Origin of the sequence: Bacillus sp. 204(2023) (genome assembly GCF_037027505.1) — a bacterium.
In the GTDB taxonomy this organism is placed as follows: Bacteria; Bacillota; Bacilli; order Bacillales; family Bacillaceae; genus Bacillus; species Bacillus subtilis.
In genome coordinates, this window is sequence record NZ_JAXCHE010000006.1 from 92979 (window position 1) to 107606 (window position 14628).

General features: G+C 43.9%; 15 protein-coding genes and 1 pseudogene. 11 read left to right on the plus strand and 5 right to left on the minus strand.

Annotated elements, in window-relative coordinates:
* Complete coding sequence (locus WA279_RS13420; protein WP_003233894.1) at window positions 1-912, plus strand: diacylglycerol kinase; 912 nt, start codon at window positions 1-3, stop codon at window positions 910-912.
* A 309-nt stretch (window positions 913-1221) separates the two neighbouring features.
* Window positions 1222-2607 carry a 23S rRNA (uracil(1939)-C(5))-methyltransferase RlmD gene (rlmD, locus tag WA279_RS13425; protein WP_336155604.1) on the plus strand — a complete coding sequence of 462 codons (1386 nt, stop codon included), beginning with the start codon at window positions 1222-1224 and terminating at the stop codon, window positions 2605-2607.
* A gap of 231 nt (window positions 2608-2838) precedes the next feature.
* Here the strand turns inward: rlmD and WA279_RS13430 are convergent, their stop codons facing one another.
* The 5 genes from WA279_RS13430 to WA279_RS13450 form a co-directional block, all read right to left on the minus strand.
* Window positions 2839-3036 carry a hypothetical protein gene (locus WA279_RS13430; RefSeq protein ID WP_003240078.1) on the minus strand — a complete coding sequence of 66 codons (198 nt, stop codon included), beginning with the start codon at window positions 3034-3036 and terminating at the stop codon, window positions 2839-2841.
* The gene (locus WA279_RS13435; RefSeq protein ID WP_336155605.1) at window positions 3026-4153 is read right to left on the minus strand and encodes a Rap family tetratricopeptide repeat protein; all 1128 of its coding nucleotides are present in this window, start codon (window positions 4151-4153) and stop codon (window positions 3026-3028) included. The genes WA279_RS13430 and WA279_RS13435 overlap by 11 nt, the downstream gene beginning before the upstream one ends.
* Window positions 4154-4342: 189 nt before the next feature.
* Window positions 4343-4651, minus strand: coding sequence for a hypothetical protein (locus WA279_RS13440; protein WP_336155606.1), 309 nt, complete (start codon window positions 4649-4651; stop codon window positions 4343-4345).
* Between the two features lie 84 nt (window positions 4652-4735).
* On the minus strand, window positions 4736-5131 hold the full coding sequence (locus tag WA279_RS13445) for an immunity 22 family protein (RefSeq protein WP_336155607.1): 396 nt from the start codon (window positions 5129-5131) through the stop codon (window positions 4736-4738).
* 12 nt (window positions 5132-5143) lie between these two features.
* The gene (locus tag WA279_RS13450) at window positions 5144-7030 is read right to left on the minus strand and encodes a ribonuclease YeeF family protein (RefSeq protein WP_336155608.1); all 1887 of its coding nucleotides are present in this window, start codon (window positions 7028-7030) and stop codon (window positions 5144-5146) included.
* Between the two features lie 210 nt (window positions 7031-7240).
* On the opposite strand from WA279_RS13450, the gene WA279_RS13455 reads away from it, so the two are divergent.
* From WA279_RS13455 to WA279_RS13495, 9 genes and pseudogenes are all read left to right on the plus strand, one after another.
* Window positions 7241-8248: a hypothetical protein gene (locus tag WA279_RS13455; RefSeq protein ID WP_336155610.1), complete on the plus strand. Its 1008-nt coding sequence runs from the start codon at window positions 7241-7243 to the stop codon at window positions 8246-8248.
* A 107-nt stretch (window positions 8249-8355) separates the two neighbouring features.
* Window positions 8356-9504: a lysozyme inhibitor LprI family protein gene (locus WA279_RS13460; protein WP_336155612.1), complete on the plus strand. Its 1149-nt coding sequence runs from the start codon at window positions 8356-8358 to the stop codon at window positions 9502-9504.
* A 146-nt stretch (window positions 9505-9650) separates the two neighbouring features.
* Window positions 9651-10781, plus strand: a complete 1131-nt coding sequence (gene rapH / locus WA279_RS13465) for a response regulator aspartate phosphatase RapH (RefSeq protein WP_336155614.1) — start codon at window positions 9651-9653, stop codon at window positions 10779-10781.
* Entirely contained in the window at window positions 10771-10944 is a 174-nt protein-coding gene (phrH, locus tag WA279_RS13470; protein ID WP_336155615.1) for a phosphatase RapH inhibitor PhrH, read from the plus strand. Before rapH ends, phrH begins: the two co-directional genes overlap by 11 nt.
* A gap of 159 nt (window positions 10945-11103) precedes the next feature.
* Window positions 11104-11823, plus strand: a complete 720-nt coding sequence (locus tag WA279_RS13475) for a YebC/PmpR family DNA-binding transcriptional regulator (protein ID WP_003233863.1) — start codon at window positions 11104-11106, stop codon at window positions 11821-11823.
* A gap of 133 nt (window positions 11824-11956) precedes the next feature.
* Window positions 11957-12454 (plus strand): spore coat protein, encoded by a 498-nt coding sequence (locus tag WA279_RS13480; protein WP_327828752.1) that lies wholly within the window; start codon window positions 11957-11959, stop codon window positions 12452-12454.
* A gap of 114 nt (window positions 12455-12568) precedes the next feature.
* Window positions 12569-13153 carry a TetR/AcrR family transcriptional regulator gene (locus tag WA279_RS13485; protein ID WP_047182233.1) on the plus strand — a complete coding sequence of 195 codons (585 nt, stop codon included), beginning with the start codon at window positions 12569-12571 and terminating at the stop codon, window positions 13151-13153.
* A 78-nt stretch (window positions 13154-13231) separates the two neighbouring features.
* Entirely contained in the window at window positions 13232-13675 is a 444-nt protein-coding gene (locus tag WA279_RS13490) for a nuclear transport factor 2 family protein (RefSeq protein ID WP_327828754.1), read from the plus strand.
* Window positions 13672-14540: pseudogene (locus WA279_RS13495) on the plus strand (SDR family oxidoreductase). The gene WA279_RS13490 and the pseudogene WA279_RS13495 overlap by 4 nt, the downstream one beginning before the upstream one ends.
* Window positions 14541-14628: the final 88 nt, after the last annotated feature.

Below are 14628 nucleotides of genomic sequence, written 5' to 3' on the forward strand. Positions count from 1 at the left end.
ATGAAACGTGCACGCATAATATACAATCCGACTTCAGGACGGGAGATCTTTAAAAAGCATCTTGCCCAGGTCCTGCAAAAATTTGAACAAGCCGGCTATGAAACCTCCACCCATGCGACGACATGCGCAGGAGACGCTACACACGCTGCCAAGGAAGCGGCATTGCGTGAGTTTGACCTGATCATTGCGGCAGGCGGAGACGGAACGATCAACGAGGTCGTCAACGGGCTTGCGCCTTTAGACAACCGTCCGACACTCGGTGTGATTCCAGTCGGCACCACGAACGACTTCGCCAGAGCGCTCGGAATCCCACGCGAGGATATTTTAAAAGCGGCAGATACGGTCATTAACGGCGTCGCCCGCCCGATTGATATCGGACAGGTCAACGGCCAATATTTTATCAATATCGCCGGCGGAGGCCGCCTGACGGAGCTGACGTACGACGTGCCAAGCAAACTGAAAACGATGCTCGGCCAGCTTGCTTATTATTTAAAAGGAATGGAAATGCTGCCTTCACTTCGTCCGACAGAAGTCGAGATTGAATATGACGGCAAGCTGTTTCAAGGTGAAATCATGCTGTTTTTGGTCACGCTGACAAACTCCGTCGGCGGGTTCGAAAAGCTCGCGCCGGATTCCAGCCTGAATGACGGCATGTTTGATTTGATGATACTAAAGAAAGCAAACCTTGCTGAATTTATCAGGGTCGCCACGATGGCGCTTCGCGGCGAACACATCAACGACCAGCACATTATTTATACAAAAGCGAACCGCGTGAAAGTCAATGTATCAGAAAAGATGCAGCTGAACCTGGACGGCGAGTACGGCGGCATGCTGCCGGGCGAATTCGTGAATCTGTATCGGCACATTCACGTCGTCATGCCGAAGGAGAAAGCGGAACAGCTGGATGACTAAAACTTGGCTTTGTAAGCCAAGCTCAGAATGTTGACAAAATCCTAAAACAGTTTTCGTTTTAGGATTTTGTCATCTTTTCAGCGTGATTGGAAACCTTTGAAGTCTAGGAAGGGCGAGCATTGGAGCGTACTTCCGCAGGATGCGTTGACAGCGGCGTTTGAGCAGGACGCTCTAGTTTTTAGCCGCTGGTCTTTTTTCGTGAGCACCGAAGCACAGGACTGACAACGAATGCGAAGGTTTGCCTACACGCTGAAACTTGGCTTGAATAGGCCAAGTTTTTCTTTCGCTTAAAACAAGAGGTGAACATACATGAAAATGAAACCCCCAGTAGAAAAAAACGAATACTACGACGTGACATTTGAGGATTTGACACATGAAGGAGCGGGCGTCGCAAAGGTGCAGGGCTTCCCGATCTTCGTGCAGAACGCCCTGCCGGAGGAAAAAGCCCAGATCAAAGTCACACGCGTCAAAAAAGGGTTCGCCTTCGGCCGCCTGATCGAGCTGAAGGAAGAAAGCCCGCACAGAACAGATGCCCCATGCCCAATTTACAAGCAATGCGGCGGCTGCCAGCTCCAGCACATGACCTACGAAGGCCAGCTCTTGTTTAAACAGAAACAAGTCAAAGACGTCTTAGAACGCATCGGCAAGCTGGACCTGTCCAACGTCACCGTACACCCGACACTCGGCATGGAAGACCCGTGGAACTATAGAAACAAAGCGCAGGTGCCGGTAGGAGAATGGGAAGGCGGACTCGTCGCCGGATTTTATCAGCAAAGAAGCCATGACATCATCGACATGAGCGCCTGCCTGATCCAGCAATCCAAAAACGACGAAGCTGTCCAAGCTGTCAAAGACATTTGCGCCAAATACGGTGTCAAAGCCTACAACGAAGAACGCCACAAAGGCTGGCTCCGCCACATCATGGTCAGATACGGCGTGGTTACAGGCGAAATGATGATCGTCTTCATCACAAGAACAAACGACTTCCCGCACAAAGCGAAGATCATCGAAGACATCACAGCGCAATTCCCGCACGTCAAATCCATCGTGCAAAACATCAACCCGAACAAAACAAACGTCATCTTCGGAAACGAAACAAACGTCATCTGGGGCGAAGAATACATCTACGACCTCATCGGAGACGTCAAATTCGCCATCTCCGCCAGATCATTCTACCAGGTCAACCCGGAGCAGACAAAAGTGCTCTACGACAAAGCGCTGGAGTACGCAGAGCTTCAAGGGGAAGAAATCGTCATCGACGCCTACTGCGGCATCGGAACGATTTCTCTCTTCCTGGCAAAGCAGGCGAAAAAAGTGTACGGAGTAGAGATTGTGCCGGAAGCGATTGAAGACGCAAAACGAAACGCAGAATTAAACGGCATTACAAACGCAGAGTTCGCGGTCGGAGAAGCGGAAACCGTGATACCAAAATGGTATGAAGAAGGCATTGCAGCCGATACGCTAGTCGTCGACCCGCCAAGAAAAGGCTGCGACGAAGCCCTCCTGCGGACAATTGTGGAGATGAAACCGAAGCGGGTGGTGTACGTATCCTGTAATCCTGGCACGCTGGCGAGAGATTTGCGGGTGCTTGAGGATGGCGGGTATGCGACGCGCGAAGTGCAGCCTGTGGATATGTTTCCGCATACGAATCATGTGGAGTGTGTGGCTGTGCTTAAACTTAGAGAAGGCAACTAACCCTTGGGGGTTGTTGCCTTTTTTGATTGTTATAACTGGAAAGGCTAAACTTCATGGTTTTTCTTGAATAATTTTATAGTTAGATCACTAATTTTAGATATACCACTCAAGTGAGGTCATCGTTTTGTGGATTTCAAGCAGAAGTTAATCAGCATCTTGAACATCAACATTCTATCACCTTGTCACCTATTTCTTCAGAAAAAGAGACACAGCCTAAGCTGCGTCTTGTCCTTAACCAAGCGTTCCGTTTTCTGCAATCGTCATTTCCTTGTCAAAGATGGCTTTGTCTGCTAGGGAGTTCGTTGAATCGTTTGCAGCTTTGCTTGTCATGTTTCTGGATGCTACGTTTACTTCATTTCCTAAGGAAGAACTGATAAAGCTTACACCGATCAAAGCAATTACAGCGCACAAAGTCAGTTTAAATTTCATACAAACAATCCCCTCTCTGAATTTGTTTGCGGGCATGAACCATCTTTTTGAAACAGATAACAGAATCATCCATCTGCCCAATTTCAGTATAAAACTTTGCGGCTAATAATGCCAACTCTTCCATATAAGGATATCCTTGGGATGTCTCTAATTTGTTGAAAACATTTAATAAAATGGATGCTTCTCCTTTTTTGATAAACAGCGCCTGCAATCCTTCAAACATGATTTTAAATAGGTTATCGCCGAATTTACATGCGAAGCGTACGCCTTTTCTGAAACAATCCATTGCTTGGTCTTGTTTATGTTGAAGAAAATAAATTAAGGCTAAATCGTGGTAAGCTTGTGTCAAGTTGTTGAAATTTGATTTTTTAAATTGGAGTATCGATTTCTCCATATATTTTGCTGCTTTCGTCAATTCGCCCATTTTAAGGTAACAATTTCCGATATTGAATAAAGCTTGGCCGTAAATCCGCTTGTTTTTGCTTTCAAGCAGTCGTGCGCCTTTTAGCGCCTGCTCGAGGTGAGGGAGTGCCTTTTCATGACTTTCTGAATCGTCGTAGTTACCTGCGATCACAAAATGGCATTGTATGCGGCGGACTGAGTAAAGATCGTGCGTTTTATAGATGTTATACGCCTGAGAAGAATAGTGCATGGATACGTGGGTTTGTTTCATATGATAAAACACTTCAGCCATTTTAAAATAAAATTCCGCCCGCTCAATTTCATCTGAAATATAGGGAATTGTGTTTTCCGCTTTTTGATAGAATGTAATGGCACTTAAGAAATTGCCCTCTTTGAATTCATACATCCCTTGAAAAAAGTAATAGTAGTATTCAACGAGTTTCTCCATCTTTCTGTTGCTGCCTTCAATTCTCTTTAAATATTCTGATAACTCCATTTGGTTTCCTTCAGATGGAATCACATAGTCAATCATAAGCTGATGGCGAAATGCAATGAGCTGATAGTAAATCAAGAGGTCTTGGTCTTCTTCCATGATGTCAATGTCCCGTTCGATCTCAGCTTTAAGCATTTCAGCATCTGTCACATTAAACTTTTGAATATGCCGGTTCCATTCATTAATTTTTATCCCAACGTGCGGAGACGAAATCGTGCCCAAACTTCTCACCCTTCCTCTTCTCACTAATTATGTAAATTTTATCAATACAGAAATTTAATAGGAAGGGGTTGAGCGAACGCAAAAAAAATTTTCGGTGCTGTCCGCAAAAGGGAGTTTGGGTGTTTTGCGTTATATTTGGTTTTGTGAAGGTTAGCGGAAACTCAATTCGTGAAGTTAGGATTGCGGTTATTACGACTGAGTAGTAGTTTCGTCATACTCTTTTAGCAGTTTTTCTGTCTTATGCATTTCTTTGAGCATCGGATTCATGTAGTCGTTAGCTGATTCTAGATATGCTCTTGTCAGAGTATCTAGTTTATTTTTAACTTTAGAGAGGTCTTCTTCGAATTGTTCCTTTGTTGAATGTTGGATAAATTCTTTTGCCTCTTCATATCTTTTTAATATGTTTTTCACCATTGGAGTTGGATTCTTTTGATTGTTTGTTTTTATTGCTGTGATTGTTAAATTAATTTGTTTTATTAATTCTTTTCTTACTGTCAAGGTGATGCTTCTTTTATAAAGTGAGATGAGATAAAAATAAAGCCCTCGAGTAAGAGGGCTTCATAGTTATTTAGAATTTTTTACTTAAACATAGGATACTGCACCAATAAATTTAAATGAATAGTTTTTATCGTTTATTTCTTTCTCCCTGCCGTCATATTCAAAATTATATAAAAGAACAGCAGCATTGATGTGTTCAGGAATTGCGGTACCTACTATTTTCTCAAATCGAGGTAAGATGACACTATCGTACGAACAGCCGCCAATTAGTTCAGATAAATTATTACAATTTTTTTCATGTGCAACTTTTTCTATAAAATCTTCATCTAATTCATCTATATCTATATCAAAATCAATTAAAAATTGGGAAGGAAGAAAATCACCTTCATCCTCATTGTAATCTAATTCAACATATTTACTTAATGATTCATCATCATTTATACTTCCAATCCACAATGATACGAAATTTTGACGTTCCATATTAACCTCCTATTATTTAGTCCTTAATCCTTCTGGCAGTGCTGCCGCTCCACCTTTTAGCCTATAGTTCGCCCAATTATTTAATCTTCGGACAAACATATTATAGTTTAAGGATGAATCAATAATTCCTAGCAATTCATTATGAGCAGCGGTTGAACCCAATCCTCCGTGTTTACCAACTGGATTCACAAACTCGACTTTGTTTATGGCAGTTCTTAAATCTCTAATTTGTTCAGCTGTAACTCCCCAATGTTTGAAAGTAGGGGCCCGAGAAACTAAATGCCATTCGTGCATGCCGCCGGGTGCTCTCAATTGTCTTTCAATTGCTCTTCTAACTTTCTTATCTGTCCAAAGCTCATCAAGTTGCTTCGTTGTTAATGAGTTAAACCAATTATTAAATTCACCACTTTTTACTGTAGGAATTATTGTTTTTCTAGGTTTCTTTATGTTCTGTGTTTTTCTTTCAGTTTTTTGCAATGCATTTGATTTCTGTTCTTCAATTTCTTTTTTCAGAAGCGATGTATTCTTTACATTATGCGTATTCTCAATATCCTGAGCAATCCCTGCAAAAGCGACTTGATTTTTACCTTTTAAAGCACTGCTGAAATCTTTTGTTTTCTGGATCCCTGTCTTTACATGTTTAGTAGTAGCTTTTTCTCCAGCTTCAAGCACTTTATCGATTTTGGCAGCACCTGCTTTACCAAGTTTACTTGTTACTTTCACAACAGAGCCAGCACCTTTTAGTCCGACGAGGCTCCCGACCACATAGGTAATATAATGAGATCGTGAGTATGCATCACCGTTAACCATTTTATCATTCCATGAATCTGCTATGTTTGTCCATATGATTTTTGCATAAGAAGGTGTCTTCAATACAGTTGAAATTGTTTTGGCTAATTTTTGTTCTTCGGAGAGCTGGGAAAACTCCCACGCTCCGACAGCTAAATCTTTAACACCAGTCACAGTATCCTTAGCGACATCGTAGAGACCGACTCCAACTCCTTTCAGAACTTCCCATGTGGTTTCACCAACTTCTTCGAGCTGTTTTGCTTGCTCAAGCTGCACCACATACTGTAACTGTGCAGGCTCAAGGTTCTCATACCCAATCTTCTTCGCAATTTCTAAATATTCATCAGGGTCAGATACCCCATCCGCAAGCTTTTTCTTCAATTTTTCAATCTCGCGTTCCTTCGCTTCCTCTTTCTTAATCTTCAAGTAAGCCTCAGTCCGCTTTTCAATGTCGCCTTTTTTCTTATGTATGTCGCTCTCACGGTACGCTTTGGCGTTGTAGTGGATGGGTGTGGCGTTTTTGCCTTTGCCTGTTGCTTCTTGGAGCTTTTGGAAGTCGGATTTAATGAATTGTTCGTTTGGTTCTGACAGGGCGTATTCTGTCTTCAGGTCTTCGTCCAAGGCGTCCAATTTTTCCAGTGTTTTTTTGCGTTTGTCGTTGGCATCGGCCAGCTCGTCTTTAAAGGTTTCTGTTGAAAACAGGTCGAGCGGGAGGATGTCGTCGATATCGTTCAGGATGTCTTTCATCGCTTTTTTCTGTTCGGACATGATGGATTTTGATTTTTTATGGGCGTTTGCCAGTTCGTGCTCCAGGAAGGATTCTTCGATGTATGCGTCTGAGAGGCCTTTGTCTTCGGCGGCTCCGGCGATGCTGTTGAAAAATGCGATTTTCATGTCGATGTAGTCGATCCACTGGTCTGTGACGCCGACGTGGTCGTGATAGAATGCTTTGATATTGCTGGCGCCTTTTCCTGAGAATTCGCTGTCACTGAGATCAGCGACTCCTTTTAACGCTTTTCTCAAGTTGACCATTTGCGTTCTTAGTTCTTTGTACTCTTTTGCACGGTCTGTCGCTTCCGAAAGCAGTGTTTTCGCTTCAAATACTTTCATGACCATTTCCCTTCTTTTGTTCACTCAATATCAAAATTTTACCACGGTGTGGGATGATGGTGGGTGTGAGAACGTGTTTTAGTGGAAAAATGAGTCATTTGGCATGTGTCTTTATTCGTGGAGGGATTGGCAGAAACATGATCGAAATGTATTGTCGCTACACATTTTTTGGAAGTTTGTATTCTATATTATTTTTTAAGGAGCATGGTGATGAAGAAAAAATGGATTACATTTGGTTTATTAGGGTTAATGGTATGCATCATACTGTTTGTTCAGTTACGCAATAAAGACAGTATTCCTGTCCAATCTTCCACCATTCACCCCGAAGAAGACCGCATCTTCTTTATTTACTCCAATCCTCTCATAAAAGAAAGCACGCTGCTCTCAACCTCAACAGGCGAACGGTTTAACAGGCGCACGTTTAAGGTGGCGGATGTTCCTTATATTCAAATGAAGTCATACAAATCCACAGACCTTGTATTATTGGCGGAACACGAGCCTTTTTACTACACGCTGGAGAAGGATGTGATCAAAGAGCATCCGCTGTCAGATCCATTTGCGTTTTGGTATGAGGGGAAGGATGTGTCTGTTAAGGCCTATAATGTTGATACGACGGGAAATGAGATCCACATAAACGACAGAAAAACGAAAAAGGAATATAGCCTTACCTTGCCTTCGCTTGTCACGATGGGGGCCAGTGATGAGAACTATATTTATATTATTCAAAGCATGGCTATTTACGTGATTGACAGAAAAATAGAGGAAATGATTGAGACCCTGAGCTTAGCCTCGTACGCTGATCAATTCGCAGAATCGGAGGAATTTATTGTCGCGAGCTCGGAGCATGAACTGACTGTGATTGAAAAAGGGACATGGAAGACGACATATATTGCGTATCCTGATGATCTTGAATATGCAGATACTGTGTATTATGACAAAGAAAGCGGCAGTTTTTACGTGACGTACGAGGACAAAGAGGGTGAGGCGAACTTGTTGGAATATTTGAAGGATTTTTCTTTTCACACATACAGCTTGAACTTCCCTTATATGGAGGCGAAGTTTAAGGGGAATCTATTGTATATTGTCGCCCAGGAAGAGCATAAAAAGGGCATCGGCGGGTATGTGGGTGTGTTTGATATTCATTCTAAGAAGATGCTTTATCAGTTTGATTTGCCTGAGGAACAGGTGAAGGTGCAGGATTTTGTTGTGGTTGAGTAAGCTCATTTCACTCTCTTTCTTCTTCTGTAAAAATGAAATGTACAAACAGACAAAAGACCTATAAAATGAGAAAGCTACCATGAGAGAGCAGAAGGGTGAGAGAGACGATGAGTTATAAATTGGGTGCGCTGCTTTTATCTATTTTATTCCTATTATCAGCGTGTTCTGATAGCGGAGCTTCTGATAAGAATCAGCAGAAGCAAGCCGTGAAGAAAGCGAGCGTTGCGAAGCTGACGGAGCAGGAAGTAAAATCAGCTTTGAAAAACGATATTGATTCGATCTTCAATGCATTTGATAAAGCGGGAACAGAAAACGGCTGGAGCACGGCAAACAAGGCGGATTTCAACAAGCTGCGGCCAAGTGTGCTGCCTTATGCAACAGAGACGTTTGCAGATCAGACCTTAAAGGATTTGGCCGGAGAGTACTTTTGCGAGTGTGATGCTCCTTTTCACCCCGGCACTGATTTCGATGTGCGTTTTACTTATGAACAGGACAAGAATAAGATAAAGGCTTCATCAATAGACCCGGCAACAGAGTTAAACAACATGGGCACGTTATGGACGTTTGAATTGGTGAAGGAAGATGGCGATTGGAAGATCAACAAATGGGACAGCAAGTCGCTTCAAGGGGATGATATCAAGCTGACAAAAGAAGAAGCGAAAACGATTCTGTCTAGAAACGGTGAAACGGCGGAATTTGTGAAGTCCTATGAATCGAAGGCTGCTGGCGGAACAGCTTATCTTTTCAATGTGGGAGAAAGACAGGCAGCGATCAGCTCAAAGGATACCAGTATAGTGAGTGATAATGAAGACGAGACTGAGGCTCCGGAGCAAGAAAAAGTTCAAACGGCTGAGGAAACCGAGTCATCAGATAACGCGGATACACAGAGCAGTGAGCAGGAAAAGGGAAGCACAAAAACAGATTATGTTGCCAAATTGTCAGCGACAGAACAGAAAGAAAAGCACAATGACTATCAAAGTGATTATCAGATGATTGAGGATTACGGTTACAACTATCAAATGTGGGACGGATTGCTGAACGAGATATACGGGGTGCTGCAAAAACAGCTTCCTGCTTCAGACATGGCGGCATTAAAAGTGAAACAGCGCCAATGGATAAAGGATAGGGATGCTGCGGCTCAGAAACGATATGATGAGGAGGGCGGCGGTTCATTATCCCGAGTCGTCCAAACGGAAGAGCTTGCCAAACAGACGAAAGAGCGCTGTTACGAGCTGGTGAATACGTATATGAAATAAGATTGACATGGACCCTTGCGTAAAGGGTCTTTTTTGCGGAGAAAAACAAATTGACAGGGTGAAAAAACAATTTCTTCCTTCTGTGTTGTTTTCAAAATTTGGGATTGATAGAATATGACATATCTCATAGAGAAGGAGGGAAGCCGTTGAGTCAAGCCATACCGTCTTCGCGTGTAGGTGTTAAGATTAATGAATGGTATAAAATGATTCGCCAGTTCAGTGTTCCGGATGCTGAGATTCTGAAAGCGGAGGTGGAGCAGGACATTCAGCAGATGGAAGAAGATCAGGATTTGCTGATCTATTATTCTCTGATGTGTTTTCGGCACCAGCTGATGCTTGATTATTTGGAGCCGGGACAAACATACGGGAATCGCCCTACAGTGACAGAGCTTCTTGAAACGATTGAGACCCCTCAGAAAAAACTCACAGGCCTTTTGCAATACTACTCTTTGTTTTTCCGCGGCATGTATGAATTTGATCAAAAAGAATATGTGGAAGCGATCGGGTATTATCGCGAGGCGGAGAAAGAACTGCCGTTTGTGTCAGATGAAATTGAGAAAGCGGAATTCCATTTTAAAGTGGCCGAAGCGTATTATCACATGAAGCAAACCCATGTGTCGATGCATCATATTCTTCAAGCCTTAGACATTTATCAAAAAAATCCCCTATACAGCATTAGAACGATACAAAGCTTGTTTGTGATCGCCGGCAACTATGATGATTTCAAACATTATGATAAAGCGCTCCCGCATTTAGAGGCGGCGCTCAAATTGGCAACGGACATTCAAAACGATCGGTTTATCGCCATTTCTCTATTGAACATCGCGAACAGCTATGACAGATCAGGAGACGATCAGATGGCTGTAGAACATTTCCAAAAAGCGGCGAAAGTAAGCAGAGAGAAAGTGCCTGATCTGCTTCCGAAAGTCTTGTTTGGATTAAGCTGGACATTATGTAAAGCGGGCCAAACACAGAAGGCGTTTCAGTTCATAGAGGAAGGATTAGACCATATCACAGCACGTTCTCACAAATTTTATAAAGAATTGTTTCTGTTCTTGCAGGCCGTGTACAAGGAGACTGTTGACGAACGAAAAATTCATGATCTTTTAAGCTATTTCGAAAAAAAGAACCTGCACGCTTACATTGAAGCATGTGCCCGGAGTGCTGCCGCTGTTTTTGAAAGCAGCTGTCACTTTGAACAAGCCGCTGCGTTTTATCGGAAAATGCTGAAAGCCCAAGAAGATATTCTAAAAGGAGAGTGTTTATATGCCTATTAAGAAAAAAGTGATGATGTGTCTGGCTATTACTCTAGTTTTGGGAAGCATGTCGTTTCCACCCCTGACAAACTCCGGCGGATTTAAGGAATCAACAGATCGAAATACGACGTATATCGATCATTCCCCTTACAAACTTAGTGATCAGAAGAAAGCCCTTAGCTAGGGCTTTTTCTTGCTTTACGGAAGACGTTCCATTTTTCACATCGCGGCATTCCTTCTATTTCTAACGCAAGACACTCGAAACAACCAAACCATTTGAGGTATAATGGATAAAGTGAATAACAGTATTTAGATTGATATATATGAAAGAGAGTGGAACATCATGGGCCGTAAGTGGAACAATATTAAAGAGAAGAAGGCGTCTAAGGACGCAAATACGAGTCGAATTTATGCGAAGTTTGGCCGTGAGATTTATGTGGCGGCGAAACAGGGCGAGCCTGATCCGGAATCCAACCAGGCGCTGAAGGTTGTGCTTGAGCGTGCGAAGACTTACAGCGTGCCGAAAAACATCATTGAACGTGCGATCGAGAAGGCGAAGGGCGGAGCGGAAGAGAATTACGATGAGCTTCGTTATGAGGGCTTCGGGCCGAATGGATCAATGATTATCGTTGATGCGCTGACGAATAATGTAAACCGTACGGCGCCGGAAGTGCGTGCGGCGTTCGGGAAAAACGGCGGAAACATGGGTGTGAGCGGATCTGTTGCTTACATGTTTGACGCGACGGCTGTAATCGGTGTGGAAGGCAAAACTGCTGACGAAGCGCTTGAAATCCTGATGGAAGCGGATGTTGATGTACGTGACATTTTAGAAGAGGATGACAGCGTGATCGTATATGCTGAGCCTGATCAATTCCATGCGGTGCAAGAGGCGTTTAAAAACGCGGGTGTCGAGGAATTTACAGTAGCGGAGCTGACAATGCTTGCGCAAAGTGAAGTAACGCTTCCGGATGATGCAAAGGAACAGTTTGAAAAATTGATTGATGCATTAGAAGATTTGGAAGATGTTCAGCAGGTATATCATAACGTTGATTTAGGTGAGTAAGGAGTGAGCAGGCTGTTATGGCCTGCTTTTTTTGTCCTGGAAATTGTTTTAGCTGTATGTAGGCGGCCGCCTATACGATCTATAAGATATTCTCATACTCTGGACTGTAACCTATGTGAAGGAGAGAGTGAATATGACTGATACTGATACAAGACAGATCTATGGCGGCCCTGGTTTTGGCGCTTTTCCAGGCTATGGCATCGGCCGTCCGGGGTTTGGCATGTATGGAGGACTAGGCTATCCGGGCTATGGGATGTACGGAGGCTATGGTGGCATGTCTGGGGGTTACCCAGGTTATGGGATGTCTGGAGGCTACCCGGGCTACGGTATGTCTGGGGGTTATCCAGGTTATGGCATGCATGGCGGAGTCGGCGGCTATCCGGGATATGGTGGGTACGGCGGTTACCCAAGCGGCGGCTATGGAGGCTCTCCGGGAACTGTAAGTTATCCGAACATGCACCATGAAAATGATGGCCATCACCACTATTATCACCATCATCATGATGGAAAAGATAATCTTCATCACCATCATCACCATGTTGGAAAGGATAATCATCACCACCATCATGATGGTCATTATGGCCACCATCACCACCATATGGGCCACTGGGGAAAAGACGGTTATAAATAAAGAAGATGATGATAAAAAGAGGACACTCTTGCAGATCAAGAGTGTTTTTTTAACTTTTTTCTTGACTGTTCAGTCTGGAAACTGGTAACATTTGTTTCAGGAGGTGATCATTTTTTGGGGAGGAATAAAGAATTTGATACGGCGCTTGTTCTTCACAGGGCGATAGAGGTTTTCGGAGAGTATGGCTACGAAGGAACGTCTCTTCAGGATCTGCTCTCTCATTTAGGCATTGCGCGCCAGAGCTTGTATGATACGTATGGCACGAAGCGTGATTTGTTTTTGTCAGCTGTGAAAACGTATCTTGAAGGGAAAAACACTGCCGTTATGGAAAGGCTTGAAGCGCCAGGATCTGTAAAGGAAGCCATTCGTGATATTTTTCAAGAAGGTGTCAATGCTTTGAGGGATCCTGAACGGGCGAAGGCGTGCTATATCATTAACAGTGCGATTGAACAGATTCCGCATGACCCTGAGCTTGCCCGGTATTTTGAAAGACAATCCAAGCAGCTTGAGGACGCTTTTTATCAGGCGCTTTTAAGAGCGAAGGATCAAGGAGAATTGAATGGCGAAGATACTGATATATCTGCGCTTGCCCGGTACCTGAATCAAAGCAGGCTGTCTCTGACATTTGTTGCGAAAGTGACGGCTGATATGGATCGGCTTCAGGACCATGTTGACGTGAGTTTATCAGTGCTTGATTAACATGTGGTAAAGGATTCTTTGCCCATGTATGTACTTTTTGGACTGAATAGTCTAGAAATAAAAATGAGGTGATGATGAATGTTGATGAATGAATTTGAAAAAGCATGTGAAACTTTGAGAAAGTTTATGGCTTATATGCTTGAGAAGGACATGAAGAGCTGGACGGAGCTTTGGGATGAGAATGCTGTATTTGAGTTTCCTTATGCGCCAGAGGGATCACCAAAAAAAATAGAAGGAAAAGCGGCTATTTACGATTATATTAAGGATTATCCTAAGCAGATCCATCTTTCTTCATTTACGGCTCCGACAGTGTACCGTTCAGCGGACTCGAATACGATGATTGCGGAGTTTCAATGTGACGGGCATGTGATTGAGACTGGACTGCCTTATCGCCAAAGCTATATCAGTGTCATCGAAACGAGAGACGGCCGCATTGTGCGTTATAGGGATTATTGGAATCCGCTTGTTGTAAAAGAGGCCTTTGGAGGATCATTATTGCAAACAGAGGAGAGTGGAAAATGATGAAACAGAATCCGATTTTAATCACGGGCGGGACCGGCACAGTCGGCAGCCGAATCGCCAGCCGTTTAATAGAGCTGGGGCACAGGGTGCGTATTGCGAGCCGGAAAAAGGGCGCGCTTGCTGATGCTGAGTATGTGTATTTTGATTGGAAGGACGCCTCCAGTTTTACGCCTGCTCTGGAACAGGTAAAACAGATCTATCTTGTTGCTCCGGTCGGTGTATTTGATCCGGCTCCCTATGTGCTCCCCTTTTTAAAGGAGGCAAAGCGTCTCGGTGCAAAGCGTGTAGTGATGCTAAGTGCGTCTGTTGTCCCTGAGAATGGTCCCGTGTTTGGCGCGCTTCATCAGGCAGTGCGTGAGTTTCCAGAATGGACGGTGCTGCGGCCTTCATACTTTATGCAAAATTTCATCAATGTCCAGCATCGAATGTCGATTCAAACTGAGGGGCGCATCATCACGGCTTCGGGCGAGGGAAAGCTAGGATTCATTGATGCTGATGACATTGCAGAAACAGCCGTGCGTGCTTTGACTGATGCCGTCCCTCATCAGACACATCATATCCTGACAGGACCCGAGGCGCTGAGCTATGCCGAAGCGGCAGAGATGATCAGTGCAGCGGCAGGACGCCGGGTGGAGCATGTCAGCATTTCTCGTTCCGAGCTGCAGCATAAAATGGAGGCAGGAGGTTTGCCCGCGGATTATGCCCATTTTATGGCGAAGCTTGATGAGGCAATCAGCCATGGTGCGGAACATCGGGTAACGGATACAGTGAAGCGTGTGACGGGAAAAGAACCTCGTTCGCTGTCAGAGTTTGCGGCTGCTCATGCTGCATATTGGAAACACTGACCTCATTTTGGACTGAATAGTCTAGAAAGACCTTCGGCTCTTCCGAAGGTCTTCTTATTGAAAAAGCTAAGCCGTGTTTCAGTCATAATCATGCCCCCTGCCTCATAC